10 protein-coding genes are annotated in these 19,645 nt (G+C 41.7%); 4 read left to right on the top strand and 6 right to left on the bottom strand.

What is annotated here, in order from left to right; genetic code table 11:
* Positions 1–96 precede the first annotated feature (96 nt).
* From ACH784_RS11615 to ACH784_RS11630, 4 genes are all read left to right on the top strand, one after another.
* A complete protein-coding gene (locus tag ACH784_RS11615) occupies positions 97–2,064 on the top strand; it encodes a methyl-accepting chemotaxis protein (RefSeq protein WP_404390357.1) in 1,968 nt (655 codons plus the stop codon).
* 80 nt (positions 2,065–2,144) lie between these two features.
* Positions 2,145–2,801, top strand: a complete 657-nt coding sequence (locus ACH784_RS11620; RefSeq protein WP_404390359.1) for an ABC transporter ATP-binding protein — start codon at positions 2,145–2,147, stop codon at positions 2,799–2,801.
* A gap of 3 nt (positions 2,802–2,804) precedes the next feature.
* Positions 2,805–5,195, top strand: coding sequence for an FtsX-like permease family protein (locus ACH784_RS11625; RefSeq protein WP_404390361.1), 2,391 nt, complete (start codon positions 2,805–2,807; stop codon positions 5,193–5,195).
* A complete protein-coding gene (locus ACH784_RS11630) occupies positions 5,195–6,253 on the top strand; it encodes a lipocalin-like domain-containing protein (protein ID WP_404395253.1) in 1,059 nt (352 codons plus the stop codon). The genes ACH784_RS11625 and ACH784_RS11630 overlap by 1 nt, the downstream gene beginning before the upstream one ends.
* A 165-nt stretch (positions 6,254–6,418) precedes the next feature.
* Here the strand turns inward: ACH784_RS11630 and ACH784_RS11635 are convergent, their stop codons facing one another.
* The 6 genes from ACH784_RS11635 to ACH784_RS11660 all read right to left on the bottom strand — a co-directional run bounded on the left by ACH784_RS11635 (position 6,419) and on the right by ACH784_RS11660 (position 19,644).
* Positions 6,419–7,204, bottom strand: coding sequence for a hypothetical protein (locus ACH784_RS11635; protein ID WP_404390363.1), 786 nt, complete (start codon positions 7,202–7,204; stop codon positions 6,419–6,421).
* Between the two features lie 264 nt (positions 7,205–7,468).
* Positions 7,469–7,867 (bottom strand): hypothetical protein, encoded by a 399-nt coding sequence (locus ACH784_RS11640; RefSeq protein WP_404390365.1) that lies wholly within the window; start codon positions 7,865–7,867, stop codon positions 7,469–7,471.
* Between the two features lie 307 nt (positions 7,868–8,174).
* Positions 8,175–10,361 (bottom strand): OsmC domain/YcaO domain-containing protein, encoded by a 2,187-nt coding sequence (locus ACH784_RS11645; RefSeq protein ID WP_404390367.1) that lies wholly within the window; start codon positions 10,359–10,361, stop codon positions 8,175–8,177.
* 123 nt (positions 10,362–10,484) lie between these two features.
* Positions 10,485–11,126, bottom strand: a complete 642-nt coding sequence (locus ACH784_RS11650; RefSeq protein WP_404390369.1) for a hypothetical protein — start codon at positions 11,124–11,126, stop codon at positions 10,485–10,487.
* Between the two features lie 184 nt (positions 11,127–11,310).
* Entirely contained in the window at positions 11,311–13,110 is a 1,800-nt protein-coding gene (locus tag ACH784_RS11655; RefSeq protein WP_404390371.1) for an endonuclease, read from the bottom strand.
* Positions 13,111–13,554: 444 nt separating this feature from the next.
* A complete protein-coding gene (locus ACH784_RS11660; RefSeq protein ID WP_404390373.1) occupies positions 13,555–19,644 on the bottom strand; it encodes a cadherin domain-containing protein in 6,090 nt (2,029 codons plus the stop codon).
* Position 19,645 lies beyond the last annotated feature (1 nt).

Raw genomic sequence — 19,645 nt, forward strand, 5'->3', positions numbered from 1 at the left:
TCCAAATATTTGTTTGAAAAACATCTACTAAAGGCCAGTTGAACTTTTCTAATGCTTTACTAATATCAATATGAAAGCAATTTAAAGGGACAATTCATGCTGGCCAATCTTTCTTTCAAACGCGCAGTTAATACAATATCTGCTGTTACGTTAGCATTCCTCGCATTTACTATCTCTCTGTCTGTTAAGTATGACCTCAACAAAATTGACAACGCGAAACAAGATCAGCAATTGATTGAGTTTGCAAAAGTCGCTGACAGCGTTGCACATAATTTTGCTGTAGAGCGCGGTCTTTCTGCTGGGTTTATTGGCAGCGGCAGTGACACTGTTTGGCAAAAAGTGACTCAACAAAGATCAAAAGCCGACGCAGCTTTACGAACCTTAAAACAGCTGCAACTTCCTTCAGCAGTATCTGGCCTAACGCCTTTAAAACGTCGCATTGAAGAATTTAGTGGCCAATTAAATCAAATAAGAAACCAAGTGAAAAATCGCAATGGTCAACAAGCTTTTGGGTTTTATTCTGAATTAAATCAACTTTCCTTGGATTTGGTGAAATCTATTGTATTAGCCGTCGAAGACAAGAATGCACGTTACAAGCTTGTCGATGTTTATTACCTTTCCCATATGAAAGAGCATTTAGGACAGGTACGTGGCAAGATGAACGGGGTCTTATCGAGTAAGTCATTTAACGATACCCAGAAGCAAGACATCTTTATTTATTTAAGCAATATCAAACGATTTAAATTATTGCTCGAAGACAACCCAACAGAGCAAAGATTTTTAGGACAATCTAAGTTTGTTACTACAAACAAAGAAATAAACCGCACCGTAGACACCGTTTTCAGCTCTTCAATATCACCACAAGACTGGCCAAAGCCAAGTAATTGGTTTGCAACAACCACCGCATATATCAATGAAATCAAACAACATGCTGATGAAAAAAGTAGTTTGGTTCAAACTGAGGCAAGTACGTTAGTAAACGAGGCAATGAGTGCGCTTATTTTTAAATTAGTCAGCTTAATCGCCCTTTGTTTGGTAATAGGACTTGCCAATTTAAGAGTGACACGCGGCCTAACTCAAAAAATAGATAAGATCCAAAAAACGCTTGAGGAAACGATCAATACCGGCAATCTGACTGTAAGACTGAACGACAATACAAACGACGAATTAGGTCTTATCAGTCAACACATAGATAGATTACTTGGCTCGCAAGCGTCTTTGGTCTCTCAGCTAAAAAATGCCCTACTCTCGACTAATGAAGGGATTAAAAAGCTCGAGTATGTGAGTAAGCATGTTAGTCAGCAAGTTTCAAAAAATGATGGCGCTTTGCAAACTATTGCTGCTGCGACAGAAGAGCTTTATCAAACTTCTGTGAGTATTAAAGGTGATATGCAAGACTCAATGGAACACACTCATCAATTAGATGACTTATCTCAAAACACACAAAAAATTACCAAAGAATCCAATACATCTATTGATTCCTTATTACAGATGAACGAACAAGCGTACCAAGGCACTGAAAGCTTACACCAAAAAAGCCAATCGATTGTCACCATACTTGAAAGCATAAAAAGTATTGCCGAACAGACAAACCTATTAGCCCTTAATGCCGCGATCGAAGCAGCAAGAGCTGGTGAGCAAGGGCGTGGTTTTGCAGTTGTTGCTGACGAAGTTAGACAACTAGCAATTCGCTCTCAAGATGCAACATCTGAAATCAGTGAGGTTTTAGAACTTGTCAAAGCCGATGCGGAATCTTTAAAAAGCATTATGGAGAACATTCACACCGCGAGCAGCAAAACCGCAGAAAACAGCCAAGCGTCGTTACAAGATATGACGAGTCTTTCTGAAAAAATATCAGGTATACAGCAGAGCTTAGAGTTTGTATCGAGCGCAGCCGAAGAGCAATCAGAGGCCGCTTCGGATATAACCAGAAATGTTTCAAAAATAAGTGATGAATCATCAGGCATCACCACGGATATGGCTGAACTTGAAACACAGATCCAGCACCTTATTGATCAAAATTCACAATTTGAGCACATGATTAAGCGCTACACGGTTAATTAAACCTCTTATTAACGAATTTCTTTTGCTTCGGTTGTGTTTTTTGTAAACTACAAAAAACCACTGAGCAACAAGGAATTACAGTGATAAGCGTAACTGATCTATGCTTCTCTCGCGCTGATGGCGACCAAGTACAAACCCTATTTGATGGCTTTAGTTTTGAAGTCAGTGCACAAGAGCAAGTAGCTTTGCTTGGCGACAGTGGTTCAGGAAAAACCACCCTTTTACACCTACTCGCAGGATTACTCACACCCGATAGCGGCCAAATCAGTATTAATGGCGAGGTTATATCTTCGTATAACGACAAACAACTTGCCCATTATCGTCGAAAAATAGGTCTTATATTCCAGCATTACCAATTGCTTGATTGCCTCACGGTTAAACAAAACATCTTGTTTCAATACCAGCTCAATTACCCTAATCAAACTGCTACAGAATTTGATGTTTTAATTGAGCAACTTGGTTTAAATGGTAAGTTAAATAAATTACCGCACCAATTGTCTGGTGGCGAACAACAAAGAGTCGGTATAGCCAGAGCCTTATTAAACCAGCCTAAGCTTATACTTGCCGATGAACCCACTGGAAACTTAGATCAAGCTCGCTCCCACCAAGTGGTTGAAATGCTCACAAGCTTATGTAAAGAAAGACAAATCAACTTAATTATGGTTACTCACTCGCAGCAACTTACGCAGTATTTTGATACGGTGAAAGTGCTCGCTAACGGGCAATTTAACGAGTAAGCCATGGCCGAAATTAAACTCATATTAACGACGCACATTGTTTATTTTAGGCGTCACCCTTGGCTATTATTACTCTTCATCGTGGGGCTAAGTTTAGGCAGTGCCCTACTCACCGCCATTGCCGGACTTAACCAAGAAGCAAAAAATCGCCACAGTAAATCATCAGCCCTCATAGACTCTGCAGTTAGCCACATCGTAAAGCCCCCTATTGGGCAAGACTATCTCGATGGCAAGCTATGGTTAAAGTTACGCGAAAATGGTTTCACCAACGCACAACCTGTATTACGAGGAAAGCTAATTCTTGCTTCAGGCAAGACTCTGTACGTTCAAGGCATAAACAGTCTGCTCTGGATGACCCAGCCTATTCCGGCATTTTCTACACAAACTGGTGAGAACGAGAACACAGGCTTTGCATTTGACGCCATTATGATTGACAGCAATCGAGCACAAAGATATCAACTAAATAAAGACAACAACAAACTTACGCTGCAAAACAATCCGCATACGCCAAAATTTATATTAGTTGATGACATAGGTGTTTGGTCGCTCACCGATATTGCTTATGCAGACATGCTACTCAAAGCACAAGGTAAACTCAGTTTTATCGAATTTACAGGCTTATCATCTGAGCAAGTTTCGCAGCTTGAAGCCATTTTAGGCCATGAAGCAAGATTAATTGCCTCACAAGAGCAAGACTTTGATGCGCTTTCTGAAGCCTTCTTTTTTAACCTCGCAGCACTGGCGCTACTTGGCTATATTGTCGCTGCGTTTTTAAGTTTTAATGCCATTAAACTTTCTATTGCTGGACGCAAAAAACTGCTCACTCAATTTAACCTGTTAGGGTGCTCAAAACAGGCGATTACGACGGCCATTGTCATAGAGTTTACCCTTATGAGCTTTATCACCGCATTACTTGGCAGTGTGGCAGGCTTTTTAATTGCCAATGCACTGGTGCTCGATATAAACCGCACCTTGATGGGTTTATATCAATTAGATAAAGCACTCACTATCGGCTGGCAGTGGCAAACTTTAGCATTGGGATTTATTGTCAACTTAACGACATTGGCACTTATGGTTGTTACTCAGAAAAACACGCTGAAAAACCAAGGCAATATGGTTTTCGGTCTATCGCTACTTGGGATTCTTGCCGCACTGAGTTATTTGTACTTCAATGCCAGCACTGAATTTGAAGCACTGTTATTGTGCTTTTTCATCTTAGCCTTGTTTGTGCTGCTCACACCAATTTGCTTACAAGGTTTATTGAGTTTCAACAACCCATTTAAGCAACCTCTTTGGCAATGGCTTTACGCCGACAGTAAATCTCAATTAACTGAATTACGTATTGCTATTGTGGCTATTTTGGTTGCGCTTGGTAGCGCTATTGGTATGCAAATTATGGTGAAGAGCTTCAGTAATACATTAAATGCACACCTTGAGAAACAACTCAGTGCCGACATGTATATTTATGTCGATAAGTATCAACCTACTTTGAGAGCACAACTAAGCAATGATCCTGACATTGAACGCGTGGGTATTTACATGGCATCAGATGGTTACATTCAAAAAGTGCCAACAATACTAAAAAGCTTTGGCAACAGCGCGGATGCTTTCTCACATATCAACTTAACATCGGGCGAGCGTGTAAATCAGGCGCATTTTGCTGACAGCAGCTGCATAGCCAATGAGCAAGCACATATAAAGCATGGTATTAAACTTGGTGATACAGTGATGTTCAAACAGAACCAGCACAGCTTCTTATGTCGTATTTCAGCCTTTGCTTATGACTATGGCAACACCGCATTGGGCCTGATTACCCTTGAAGACAACATAAAACAAAGCCCATTACATTGGCAAGTGCATGGCTTATCATTGACCTTAAACGAACAAGTATCAGCATCTCAAATTACTGAAAAGTTGATTAATAGCTATGGGGTTGATAGCGCCGCCATTTCAGAAAATAAACGCTTTAAAGAAATCGCAAACAAACTATTTAACGACACCTTTAAAGTCACGAAAATACTCAATGGTTTTATTCTCGCCATCGCACTGATCAGTTTATGTATAAGCTTATTAAGCCTCAGTGCCCAGCACGCAAAACAACTGGCTGTGCTGAATAGCCTAGGGGTCGACCCGAAACAGTTACATAAACTAAAATTCATACAAACCATTGCTTTAGTTGGTTTTACATGTCTATTTGCCATTCCGCTAGGGTTAGCTTTAGGTTTAGCATTGCTGAAATACGTTATGCCCATTGCTTTTGGTTGGACCATACATTTCTATCTAGATATACCTGCTCTGCTCAGCACCTATTTATTCTTGCTGTTATCTGCTGTGATATGCGCTTATTTACCAGTGAAAAGACTCACTGCCAGCTTACATCGTAAGGAACGCTAATTGTGAAATCTGTTTATGTCTTATTATTCACTCTATTGACACTACTGGGTTGTGAAAAAGCACAACAGCCGCAAGAAAAACAGCTTTTACATACCGTGCGTGGTGAACCTGTCGATGCTAAACGTGGTGTGAAGTTTCCTGAAGATCATGGCGCTCATGTAGCACAAGGCATTGAATGGTGGTACATCACAGCCACCCTTACGGCTGAATCAGGTGAAACATTTGGTGCACAGTGGACGCTATTTAGAACCCAAGTACCGCTACCATTCGAATCAACTTGGTGGGACGATCAGCTCTACTTCGCGCACTTCGCCCTGCAACATGAGCAAAAACATGTTGCCTTTGAGCGCTATGCCCGTGCAGGTCAAGCGCAAATAACAGCGCAACCCTTTGCTGCTTCTTTAGATGATTGGTCACTTGAAAGTACTGCGCATCGTTTTCTACCTTTGCAAATGAAAGCAAAACAAGGCGACTATGCCATTGATGTTTCGCTAACTAACAGCCCACTTACGTTACATGGTGACAATGGCTACAGCCAAAAAACACAAAGCGGCCATGCCTCTTACTATTTTAGCTACCCGTTTCTTGAAACCGTTGGTACCCTCACCTTCGAAGGAAAAGAGTATAAAGTCACAGGTAATGCATGGTACGACCGAGAGTGGTCGGCAAGTTTAATAGACAAAAGTCAAACGGGTTGGGATTGGTTTAGTCTTGTAAGTGGCACTGATAAAAGTCAAAAAACAGGCCTAATGTTATTCTGCATCCGAGATGCACAACAAAACTATGAATACTGCAGCGGCACGCATATTGATGAAAAAGGCCAAACACAACAAATTCACAAACAAGATATTCAGCTAGAAAAACTTGAGCACATTAGTATTGATAACAAACGCTACCCAAGTAAGTGGCGTGTTACTTTGCCGAATATTGAGCCTATCGTGATTGAAACCATCACCAAAGATTCTCTCAATAAGCTCTCAATCCAATATTGGGAAGGCAGAGTTAAAGCCAGCGGCGGCTTTAAAGGTGTTGGATACGCAGAGTTATTTGGGTATTAGTTTTTTAGCTTGTAAGTTGTTAGATTTTAACTATATCTATAAGTTAATAAGATTCACTCAAGTCTGACATTGTAGTAACCAAAGTATATGTCTCTATCTTTTATGAATCATATTGACTGAAAGATACTTAGCTTTAGACTAAACAATCACAAAGGTAAGCTATTATTATATTTTTTGAGACTTCACAAGTTGGAAAAACTTTTCTGTTACTTGAGTATGTTTATTATCATTTATTTTCGAAAAATCGAATTCATATTTGATATCTACTGATGCAAATTGAAAACAAAGATGTATAAGCTCTAAATCAATCTCTGCTCTATAGTGGTATAAATCAATCATTAAAGGAATGTACTTATTAGCGTAATATTTAACGAGCAATTTATCTTCTGTTACTGCGTTCAACTCTAGTAAAGCAATGACATAGCGCGTTAATCTTAATGTTAGTTTTTGGGTGGTAGTCCTGTATACCCCTGAAGATTCATAAATGCTCAGCTTTGAAAAATGTGGAATCATCTCATCAATGGACAGATACTCATTAGCTATTTCATCAAAATATTGACATGCTTTTTCAATATGATGAGGATCATTTAGCTTATATTTAAAAACTGTAACTACGTCTTTTGGCGAAAACTTAATGTCTGTAATGTCTTTAATTTCTTCTTCACATTTAGATAACTCTTGGGATAGCTGATTATGAGAAAATGCTAATCTTGTCCTATGAATATTGTGAATTAGAGCCCAAACAGAGAAAACAGCTACAGATGCAGAAAGTAACTTTATAGAAAATGAGTAAGTAGTTAAAAAGTAACTAAAACCTTTTGAAGAGAAGTCAAAGTATAATGGCCATTCAGTAATACCTATCAAAATGGTGGATATTAATGAAAAAGCTACTAATAAGATGCTGAGAATAAAAAGAGTCATCTCTAATATTTTCATTTTATTTTTCTTCACTCGCCCCCCGTTAAATGTAGAATATAATATCTCAATAACTAAGATTCTTAAATGCAGCTTACTCAGTGAATACTTATATGTTTTTAAAAATATCTTTTAAGCTTCCACCGTTTTATAGATACATTTTGCATATAAAAATTAACTTTGGCAAAGAACCTAGTACACTCATAAAAGTTTGTTTGGTTTGAATAAAATGCGAAAATGAGTAACCACTCCCGCTTTTAGTGAATGTAGACGTGGCTTTATGCCACGCTCAGTTAACATTCAAGCCCGAACAGCTTGATTTTTAATTTCTAACTTTTTCAGTTTTAAGAAACACAAGGCAGCCATTATCACACCGATAAGATTAATCACCACATAACTGTCAGGCGTGATATTAAAATGCAAGCTAATTGCCACCGAAAAAGAAAAGCCTAGTTGAGTGTCAGTCCAACCAACAACGAGTATTTGGCTTAACCAAAAAATCGTCACTAAATACTTTCCCATTAGCTTTTCTCTGAATAGCAACACACTTGCTATCACACCGCCAAAGCATAACAAAGCTGAAAAAGGTTCAAAAATATCAAAAGCGATAGAACTATAAACGTTGACCCCAATACTCAATATTGCCGCCAAAACGGTAAATACAGCGATAAAAATTAAAGATTTTTTTCTTTGCAACATTAGATTACTCTCGTCTCGAGAATTGCAGTGAATAATAAATACTTTCAGATACTTCAACAATGTTTAGACAAAAAAAGCCCCAATCAATATTGGGGCAAAAGTAGCTCAAACTTGGTGGGAGAAAAGCGTTTAACTTAACTAACCTGAATGAGCTCACAGTGTATTACTTTATTTTCACCAATTGATGTCAATTTTGCTTTTAAATGTAAGCGGTTATGTCTAGCGACATACTCGAGAATAAATCGAATACAAAAAAGGCGCTTATATCAATAAGCGCCTTTCAATACTTATATTCTCGCAATCAAATTTAGCTGCTTGCTAAACGTGCTCGTGCAGCGTGTAGCTTTTTATAACTTTCGATTAAGCGCAAATGCTTATCTAGACCTTCAAGGTTCATACTGGTTTCCGTTAAACCATAGAAAGTCACATCGCCATTGATTGAGCCGACAACCGCATCCATCACTTCTTGACCGAACATACGTGTGAAGCTGTGAATGTAATCTTCGATTTCAAGTTCTTCATCAAGTGCTACTTCTAACGTTGCATCCATCGCTTGGTAGAATAAACCACGCTCAACAATGGTGTTGTCGTTGTATTGTAAGAAGGCTTCAACAAGTTCTTTAGTCGCTTCTAAATCACCTAGTGCTAAATAAATTAATAGTTTAAGCTCAAGAATTGTCAGTTGACCCCACACTGTGTTTTCATCAAACTCAATACCTATTAATGTGATGATGTCGATGTAGTTGTCTAGTTCAGACTCTTCTAAACGCTCAACTAAATCAGCCAATTCATCTTCACTCAAACGATGAAGATTTAAGATGTCTTCACGATATTGCAGAGCTTTATTAGTGTTATCCCAAATTAAGTCTTCAACTGGATACACTTCTGAGTAGTCTGGTACAAGAATACGACATGCATTACCAATGTGTGTAAATTCAGCCACATAAGCTTCTTTACCCATCGATTCTAAAATACCAAATAACTTGTCTGACTCTTCTTCGGTTGTGCCTGAGAAGTCCCATTCAACAAACTCATAATCGTACTTAGCACTGAAGAAACGCCAAGAAATTTTACCTGTTGAATCAATAAAGTGTTCAACAAAGTTCTCTGGCTCTTGTACTGCCATGCTGTTAAATGTTGGCTTAGGTACGTCGTTTAAGCCCTCGAAGCTACGACCTTGCAGTAGCTCAGTTAAGCTACGCTCAAGGGCCACTTCAAAGCTTGGGTGGGCACCGAATGACGCAAATACACCGCCCGTTTTCGGGTTCATTAGCGTCACACACATAACAGGGAATTGACCGCCAAGTGATGCATCTTTTACAACAACTGGGAAGCCCTGTTCTTCAAGACCTTGAATACCTTCAACAATACCTGGGAACTTATCTAATACGGCTTGTGGTACATCTGGTAATACAATTTCTTGTTCGATGATCTGGCGCTTAACCGCACGCTCAAAAATCTCAGACAAACACTGAACTTTCGCTTCAGCTAGGTTGTTACCCGCACTCATACCATTACTTAAGAATAAGTTTTCGATTAAGTTGGTTGGGAAGTAAACCGTTTCACCGTCTGAGTGACGTGTGTAAGGAATTGAACAAATACCACGTTCAACATTACCTGAGTTAGTATCGATTAGGTGCGAACCACATAACTCACCCTCTGGATCGTAAATCTCGCGCGTATATTCGTCTAAGATCTCTGTTGGTAATTCATCTTCTTCGTTTGGCTTGAACCATTTTTCATTTGGATAATGCACGAACTCAGCATTGGCGATTTCAGTACCAAAGAACTGATCGTTGTAAAAGAAGTTACAGCTTAAACGCTCGATGAATTCACCGAGTGCCGAGCATAATGCGCTCTCTTTGGTAGCACCTTTACCATTGGTAAAGCACATTTCAGAAGCCGCATCACGGATATGCAATGACCAAACATTCGGTACGATGTTACGCCATGAAGAAATTTCGATCTTCATGCCTAAGTCTTCCATTACCGATGTCATATTGGCAATGGTCTGCTCAAGCGGAAGGTCTTTACCTAAGATATATGTCTCTGTGCCGCCTTCTGGCGTTGTCATCAACATCGCTTGCGCGTCAGCGTCTAGGTTTTCAACGGTTTCAAGTTGGAAATCAGGGCCAGTTTGGATCACCTTTTTCACAGTACAGCGGTCAACCGCGCGCAACATACCTTCGCGATCTCTCTCAGAGATATGCTCTGGGATCTCTACCTGAATTTTAAAAATCTGGTTATAGCGATTTTCAGGATCAACAATGTTGTTTTGCGCGACACGAATGCCATCAGTCGGAATATCACGGGCGTTACAGTACACTTTAATAAAGTAAGCCGCACACATTGCTGATGAAGCTAAGAAGTAATCGAATGGGCTTGGTGCTGAGCCATCACCTTTATAACGAATTGGTTGATCGGCAATAATTGAGAAATCATCGAATTTCGCTTCAATTCGAAGATTATCAAGAAAATTAACTTTGATTTCCATAGAGCGGTTTCCACGGTCGCGCGCTTACTATGCTTTGTAAGCGCTTTTCTAAAAATACCGCTAATTATCCGCTTTTTCTGCTCAACTGTCTTGGGTTAATTATAAAAAAACGCCAACGGCAGACTAAAATGCCTTTTGCAGAAAAATATCGTACCGATACTCGTTCGATTTACTGGTTTTTTTAGCCGTCATCATTTTCTGTTCTTGCTTAGATTTACGTTTAAACAAGCCATCTTTGTCGTTTAAAGGCTGATCGGGAAAATACAGCTGCGTCAGTAAAGATTCATATCCGTACTTACTGATTTTTATATGAATATGAGGTGTACGTTGCTGCGGTGCATTTAACGGATATGCTCCCGGCATTACAGTTTTGAACTTAAAGCGACCTTGTTTGCCACTTTGCAAGATCGCCCAACCTTGAAAATGCGGGTCAATTGGCGCTTCACTGTTATCGTGAGGGTGATGATATTTACCATAACTATTAGCCTGCCATAGATCTATGGTGACATCTTCAATGGCATTACCATCTTGATCAAACACTTGTCCAAAAATATCTATAATCGTGCCTTTGGCTCGCCCTACTTTACCTTCGACTTGGGTTAAATCTGCATCCTTGTCTTTTTGCGGGGTTATAGGGTAAAACGGCCCTTCAACTTCTCTCGGGGTTAACATGTTAGCGCCTGCCTGTGCGCCAAACGTTTGGCTTATAAGTAAACCGCCCATCGAGCCTAAGGCTGCACTTTTAATAAATTCTCTGCGCTTCATTGTATTTTCCCCACCTGCTTAAATAGGCTTTTTGTCATTGGATGGTTTTCACTGTAAAGCGCAGCGGTTTATTCGTCTTATTAATCTTCTATTATTTTTCTATCTTAATATTTATTTAATTAAATTATGAAGTTGAAACAAAAAAAGCCCGCTTAACAAAGCGGGCTTCTTACTTAAAAAAACTTTAGTTAATCTTAATCGACCAAGTGTTTAATGTGCCTACGTCTTGGTTATAGTGATCTTGCACTCTTAATTGCCAAGTGCCTTTCACACTACCCGACAAATTCACCGTATAAGACTCAACGACATTATCTGCACTGTCACTGCCGTTATAGTTTTTAAGCTGGTATTGAACACCAGTCGGCGACGTCAACACTAGACTAATATCACCACGGTAAGTGTGGCTGATATTAACGTTTACGGTTGCAGTGCCAGATGTCGTTGAGTTATCAACATCAAGCGTTGAGGTCATTGCGTTGTTATCAGGAATTGCTGAAACGCTATTCATTTCAAAGAATGTTTCTTCAACCACAGGTTCAGTAACAGGTGCACCGCCATTAAAGCTTTGACCCGTATTTACTTGATTGTACGTTGAAGCAGTTACTTGCCAAGTGAAGTCACTGTATTTTGAACCTGAGCCAGTAAGTTGTAATGCATGGCCTACTGCAGTAGACGATGTTTCAGAGACAGGAATTGCTGTTGAAGATTGACCCTGCGCTGCACCATCAGTTGCAGTAAAGGTACCTTCATAACTTAAGAATTGAACCAGCTTGCCAGAATTATCAACTAAAGCGATACCGTCAGGACCACCATTTTGTAGGCCAGTCATGGCGAAAAACTTAGTACCAAAGCCAGATTGCTGATCAGCTAAAGTACCTGATAGTGAGATAGTTTTATAAGCAGCACCGCCGTTACCGTTATAAGCAACAAGTTGCCAGCCACTTAGATCTGTTCCAGCAGCACCTGCAATTTCAATCCCTTCGTTCACATCCGAACCATTGTTATCATAATGAAGTTCGTTTATCCAAGGTGTTGCATCGCTACTGCCTGTATCTCCACCACCGGTATCGCCACCGACAGTACCACCGGTGCCAGTGCCTGTACCAGAACAATCACTTTCAAAGATACACGCTGCAAATTCAGGGTGATCGATAAATGGGTTACGGTTGCCTTGATATTGGAAAATAGCATCGTTACGACGACGCTCAAAATCATCAACTGGATCGTCTTTGTGCCATTGAATAAGCACTGTTTTTAGACCCATATAAGCAACTGCTTCGTTTCCGCCGGTCTTAGAAGCTTCAATCTTGCTGCGATCATCTGTCAGAATTAAATCAGGCTCAACGAAACCATTGGCATTTGTGCCACCTTCATAACGCACAGCTAAATACATCAATGCACGAGCAACATCACCACGACGGCCAGGCCAAGTTTGCCAAATACCATCTAAAGGGCCAGATCCCATAGTTAAGTTAACTTCAGAAGACGAACCACCACGGTTGTTGTTTACATCAGTCGTCTTTGTTGAGCAAGATGCACTAGTACAGTTTGCATAAGGTTTGTTATTTCTACTTGAATTGTAGCTACTATTTGCGATAAATAGGTGGTGTAAGTCTGTATACGGCAAGTTTTGACTGCCATCATTGGGAAAACCATAAGACTTCGGCCATGAGTGCTCGCGGTTGTAGTTAGTATTACCACCACCGACTTTGCTATAAACCGCATTTTTATATACATCAACAACTTGAGACGAATTATCTGGGTTTTCATCGGCTTTCTCAAGCACGTCCCAAGTATCTGTACTTGATGATGTATAAGGAATTTTTGTGTGACCTTTGATAATTGTATGCAAGCTTTGTTTCAGCGTTGTTGCATTTGCATTATCAATGTTTTGGTAATAGTTTTGTGGCGCAGCAGCCAAGGATACACCTGATAACGAGCTCACTAGCATCGCCATCGATGTCAATCTAAGAGAGAATTTCATATTTAACCGTTTGTTTTAATTAAAATTTATTTTTATATTCACCCTCCTTTGCAAACTACTTCCAAAAGCCGACCCTATGTCAGCGCGCAGAAGTATACACTCTAATTTGTTACATAAAGATAACAAAAGAATAAATTATCTAACGTGTCAACGCTGTCAAAATTTCAATAATAAAAATAATTCATAATAAACAGGCAGTTATTTCATTTACATCCATTTACATTAAAAAGATCCTATGCGGACCAAAGACATTGAGATTGAATGATCTAGGTGATAGGCAAAAGAGTGGAACTTTGAATTGGTAAGTTTATTGACGAAGAAGTAAAACTCTAATAACAAACAATTGTGGCAAAGTTATATGCACAGAGATTCAAGTGACTGAATTTATAAGCAAAAAAAAGCGCACCGAAGTGCGCTTTAAACATCTTAATGGGTATTAAACCTTTATTGACCTACAACATTGACAGAAACAACCACGGTTGAACCATGTTGGTTTTGGCTATTTTGAACAAAATAACTAAAACTGTCATTGACTGTAAGGCTCGTGTCGTTAGGAACATAAACAAACTGCCCTGTTGCTGCATCTAGTGTCAGTTGACCAAACTGCGGGGCAACTTCAAGCACAAACTCGCCGCTGGATTTTGCAGGAAGTACGCCTGAGAGAGAACCGCTGCCACTGATAACAACGCTTTCAGGCCCCGATGTAAAGCTCGGAGAGTTTGCATAGCTGCCCGGATATTGTGCGGTTTCATCATGCAAGGTTACGCCGTCATCTGAGTCAAACTTGTAGTACGCCATTAACCCTTCAGCTTGTGGATCTACCGCTAATTTCATGCTGCTCTGCAATTGAGTTTGCGTACGAAGACTTTGCCATAAACGCGTTTCGTCCATCGCGCCATCTAAATAACGGTTATTCATGTCTTTATTGGCGCTAAACACTAAATCACCTTTGGTTGATTCAATGCTGCGTGTGCCCTGCGCTTCTAGCTGACCGTTTACATACATCTTCAGTTTACGACTCGACTTTTCATAGCTCAGCGCTAAGTGATACCACTGACCTTTAGTCACTACCGTACTCGACTGTAAATTAGTGCGACCTAAATAAGAATAGAAACGACCTGTACCGCCTTTAATACCCAAAATAGTCCGCCCCGTACCTGAGCCATTACGCTGTTGAATAAAGTGCATGTTACCCGTGCTACCGTAGTCGTCTACTTTCACCCAAGTTTCAAAAGTAAAGTCGTTTGCCGCAGGGTTAAACGCACCAGACATTGGAATGCGCGTATATTGTTTGCCTGCGACAGTAAACTGTACAGCTTCGGCAAAACCAGCATCTAACTCAGTATTTAAAGTACTTACCAGAGTAAAGCCTGAACATACTTGCGTGCCTAAATCTTTGCCATCAGATGGCTCCACACAGAACTGTAAATACTGACCGCTATCTGCCGCTGTCACAGTATATTGTTTCGCCGTTGCGCCATTGATGGCTTCAACACTTTGCCCTGCACCGTCAAATGCACGATACCACTGGAAACTTGAGCCCATTTCTTGATCAGCGTCTGCATCAAAATACTGATAACTTGCGCTCAGTTGGCTGTCGACTTTGGCAAAACCGCTTATCTCAACTGAATCTGCTGTTGGCGCAGTATTGTCTGGCACAAGTGGTGCTGCACACGCAGAGCCTTCGCCGTCACACAAGTCAAAGCTTAGCTTTTCTACATAAACAATTTCGTTTAGGGCAAATTCATACACGTCTTGTACAACATCGGTTTCGCCGTCCCAACCCAGTTCAGCTTTAAGCTCTAAATCTATCATTGGGCCCGCTTCTTCTTTTTCGAAGTAAACGCCATTTTTGCCATATAAATAAACGTTATTCGCCGTACATAAGGCTTCTTGAATGTTGTAATTCACATAAGCAGATTTCAGCGGTAAACGCGCATAGTTGATTAAGTCTGTGTCGTTTTTAAACGAAGAATTTAGCTGCACACGTAAAGTCGCATCGATAACACCATCACCGTTCACATCTTGTTCAAGCTGTGGCGTGATCTGCACATTTTGTAGCGGATCAAAGGCGATCTCAGTGCCATCTTCAAGGACTAACGTCGCGGTTGGTTTTAACTCCACCGAGAACTTTTGATTCAACGACGAGGTAAACCATAAGTAGGCTTCCATCATTGAGAATTCCATGCGCATGGATAAGTCTTCACCGCCCATAGGCGTAAAGAAACCATCTTCACATTTCTCAACTGAATGGCGCATACCCATCGCCCAACCGCCCCAATTTTTCGGATACGTAACTTGTTGGTCTATCCAAGTTGGATCGTCAATTTCGGCATCGAAACGAAGCTGGTTGTCTGCGGCTTGAATACCACGTGCAATATGCGCTTTACTCTCGTAGGTGTGTGTATAAGAATCATATTGCCCCGAGATTTCGCCGTTGAATTTATCAACCTTAGAGCTGAACATATTCGGTAAGTCTGTGCCCACATAGAAGTAATAGTCTTCTAGCCATAGCTTGCCATTTACACTCAAATAAGGTGACGTAACTTCAAACCCTGCGCCTTCGCCGTAGCCAAATTGCGTGGTTAATTCAAAGGCGTTACCAGGTTGAACTTCATCAGGGTAATTTACCGAAAAATCAACAGGTAAAGTCGCGTCGATAATACCGCCTTCAACGACAGCCGAAACATCTAAGCCTAAGGTGCCGTCAGCGGTTAAATCTAGAATTGGGGTATCAATATTGCGACCAGACAAACCAACTTGCACGCTAAAGCCTTGCTCCCAGCGTTCGCCAAGTAGGTTTGCGAGCGAACCCCAATCACCCCAAATGCTCGACGCACCACTGGCATCCATTTTTACACTGTGGGTCATTTCACTGAGGTTGGTTACATTTACGGTGATATCGGCTTGTGCCGTTGCCGAGAACTGATCGGTCACTTGCACGGTTAAGATATGAGCCGCAGCACTTTCGTAGTCAATACGGCCAACCGCATCAGCAACTTTCAGTGCTCCAGTTAGTGCATCAATGGTAAACAGATTTTGCTCATTACCAGTAATAATAGCGTAACTAACTGCATCACCTTCATCGCTTGGATCAGCTAAAACATTACCTATAAAAGTGCCACCTTGCGTGTACTCTTCAATGGTGTAGTTTTGTGCTGCAATAACAGGCGCAGCATTTACGCTGATGGTCACGCCACTTTGCAGATACATTTTTGCATCGCCCGCGGTGTAGACCTGATAAGTCACATTATCTATGACTTCAGTAACATTGCTGTTTTGCCACTGTTGGTTGGTCGAATAAACCACATCGTCAGCGTCACCTTGAATAACCACTGAGCCCGTGCTTGAAATAAGCTTATTGAACGCCAGTTGGTTAGCACCCGTGCCGCGAATATCAATTTTTTCGATGCTGCGAACTTGGCTACCTTTTGAGGCTAAGTCAATTAATAAGTTTTGCCCGTCAAATACTAAGGTATCAAAACCATTACCACCGTCGATGCGTTGAATATTGCCATCTTTAACCGTAATAATGTCATCACCTGGGCCTGCAAAAATACTGTCGGCACTGCTCGACTTAGTGATCTTGTCATCGCCTTCGCCGCCAGTAACATTTTGCGCACTTGCCAGCCCAAGAGTGAACTCATCTGCAGCGTTAGAGCCCCAAGTTGTAATGGCGTCGCCCTTACCTAACATGACATACACAGTACCCGCGTTGCCAAGACCATCAGGATCGGCCATAGGTGCAGTGACAAACATATCTGCAATACCATCGCCATTTAAGTCGCCTGCAGTGCCAAGCCAATGACCGAGTGCATCACCGCCATTACCCGCAGAGCTAAAGCCGCCAATGCCGTTAACCACATCGCTCAGCATCACTGCACTTTGGTCTGCTTTACCATAAACCACAAAGTATCGACCATTACCCGATTCAGCGTATTGATCGCCTATGATCACATCATCATAGCCGTCACCGTTTAAATCACCCGCGCCACCAATTGCGCCAAACACAATTTTCCACTGCTCATGGGCGATTTGCGAATAGTCGTTTTCAATAACAAAACCGCCTATACCTTGCGCGATATCGGCCAGTTCAATTACCGAGTTTGGAGTGGTTGAACCATAAACAATATATGCTCTTGGATTGCTAAACCCTGCACAGCAGTTATTGTCAGCTGAAATAACCGCAATATCGTCAATGCCATCGCCGTTTACATCACCCGCGGGCGAAGTAATAAAACTTGGTAATGTATTTGCTGTTGAAGTACCTTTATAAACCCAGTTAAACACATAGCTAGCTGGCTCTGGATTGATAATAATGCCTTGGGTTTCGGCTTCAGTTTTTGTTAATGAGTGGCTGGTAGCGCGACCTAACTGCACATAGTTGCGACCATTACTTGCACCAAATACACCTTGGTTATAAATGTAATCATTCAAACCGTCTGAGTTAAAATCGCCCAAAGGCAATACTTGCGCACCGTATTGCTCTCTGTCACTAATTTTGCGATTATTTTTGACGATTGCAAAACCACGGTTATCGTCATCACTGGCGATATCACTTAAGGCGATACTCGCGCCATCGGTTTTACCAAATACTGTGTAATTTAAATTTGGCACGCCATATTGTGTTGAGCTAAAGCCCCAGCCCGCGGTGGTACTCTTGCGCACTACCTCACCAATATGAATATCGGCTAAGCCATCGGCATTGAAGTCCGACACCACCAATGAGCCACCGGCATGATCGAATGTAGAGCGTCCTAACATGGCAAAGCCCGACACATTGTTATCATCGGCAACCTCGCTCAGTTGCACAGCCGTACTGTCGGCTTTACCAAACACCACGTACACTTTACCTGCTTGGTCGCCATAATCGTCGGCATAGGGTGCGCCAATAACCACATCAGCAAGGCCGTCGCCGTTAATATCGCCATTACCCGCCACCGCAAAGCCCGCTTTATCACCGCCGCGCTCACCATAAATGGCAAAGCCACCGATGCCGTTAACCACGTCACTTAGGTTGGCTAAAACACCGGTCGCGTTACCAAATAACACGTACGCCGCTCCCGCATCGCCACCATTAGTATCGTTATTTGGCGCACCAATGATTAAGTCATCAAAGCCATCACCGTTCACATCACCTGCAGCCGTTGCGCCATAGCCTAACCAGTCATTGCTACCTAACCCATAAATGGCTTGCGAATCTGAGTTTAAAGAATCTGACACATTGGTAATATCAACAGTCACAGTCGTAGTCGTGCTGTCGCCTGTGCCGTCAGTAACTTGCACCGTTAAGTTGTACTGAATAACGCCGCTTTCAAAGTCGAGTTCTGTGCTTTTATCGACAAAAATTTCACCCGTATTCGAGTCAATTTTAAATGCGCCGCTGTCGTTGCCCGCCACAATCTCATAACTGTAATTTTCTAAATTAAGCTGCCAGCTACCTGCTTCTAACACTAAATATTGCAACTCAAACGTATCGAATGTGCCATAGCCTGTGCTTTCGTTATCGCCGTGCAAATATCCGCTAAATTGATTTGCTGCGATATTGGTAAAACGAAAATCCGCATCGTGAATTTTTTCATCAACACCGACCGCTTGCACAAACACCACAGGGTTATTAAAACTTCGCGTCAGCGCGATAGTGTGCGCATCTGCGCGACGCGAATCTTCCATTTGCACGCTGCCAACTTCGCCAATCAACTGCCCTTGCGCATCGTACAAGTTACCCGCACCTTGCAGCATCAGCATAGATACAGCCTCGGCGTTGTGGTCGCCGTCATCTAATTCATCCATATAGATTTTGCTGTTGTTGTCGCGAATGTGCTCAACGCCTACACCGACCTGATCGGTGCCGTTAGTCGTGGTCACACTGCTAAACATATTGGGCGCTTGATAAAACGGTCCAGAGAAATTCACCGTTTTATTCGCCTGCGTCACTTCAACCGGCGTTTGAATGGTTTCAAAACTCAATCCATTCAACTGACCTTGCTCGGCACTGTTAATTGCTAACCAACCTATGGTCTCGTTGCCACCAATGCTGCCAAACTCTTCAACCACGCTAGAGCCTTTCATATCAATGTCGGTTTCTAAAATGGTTTCAAAACCTGTATTTGAGGCGTTTTGCATACGCGGACGGAAGAAAATCTCATAGCCTTTTTTCGACTGCCAGCCCTTGTACGAATACGTATCGACACGATACATCACCGTGTAGTTACCATAGCTTTGTACTTGAGAAACAATCGTTGGCTGAGTCGCAAATGGCGCAGTAAAGTTAACACTTTCGAATGTGCCACCATTGGTGATCCACTCTTTGGTCGACACTGTGCCCACCTCGAGTTGCAGCTGTTTTGTCGCACTGGCGTTAGTTGCCACAACCTGCCCGACGAATTGATTACTCGCCGTGTTTTCAGCAACTTGCCACTGCGCTGGGTAAAGCACTGGGCTTGCAATTGCAGCGCCCGTTAACCCCAGCAAACAAGCACCGGAGAGCACTTTAAGTGGCTTGCCTCCTAGGCCTGAAAGCTTAATGTTCATG

Source organism: Pseudoalteromonas phenolica (assembly GCF_044788725.1).
Classification (GTDB): domain Bacteria; phylum Pseudomonadota; class Gammaproteobacteria; order Enterobacterales; family Alteromonadaceae; genus Pseudoalteromonas; species Pseudoalteromonas phenolica_C.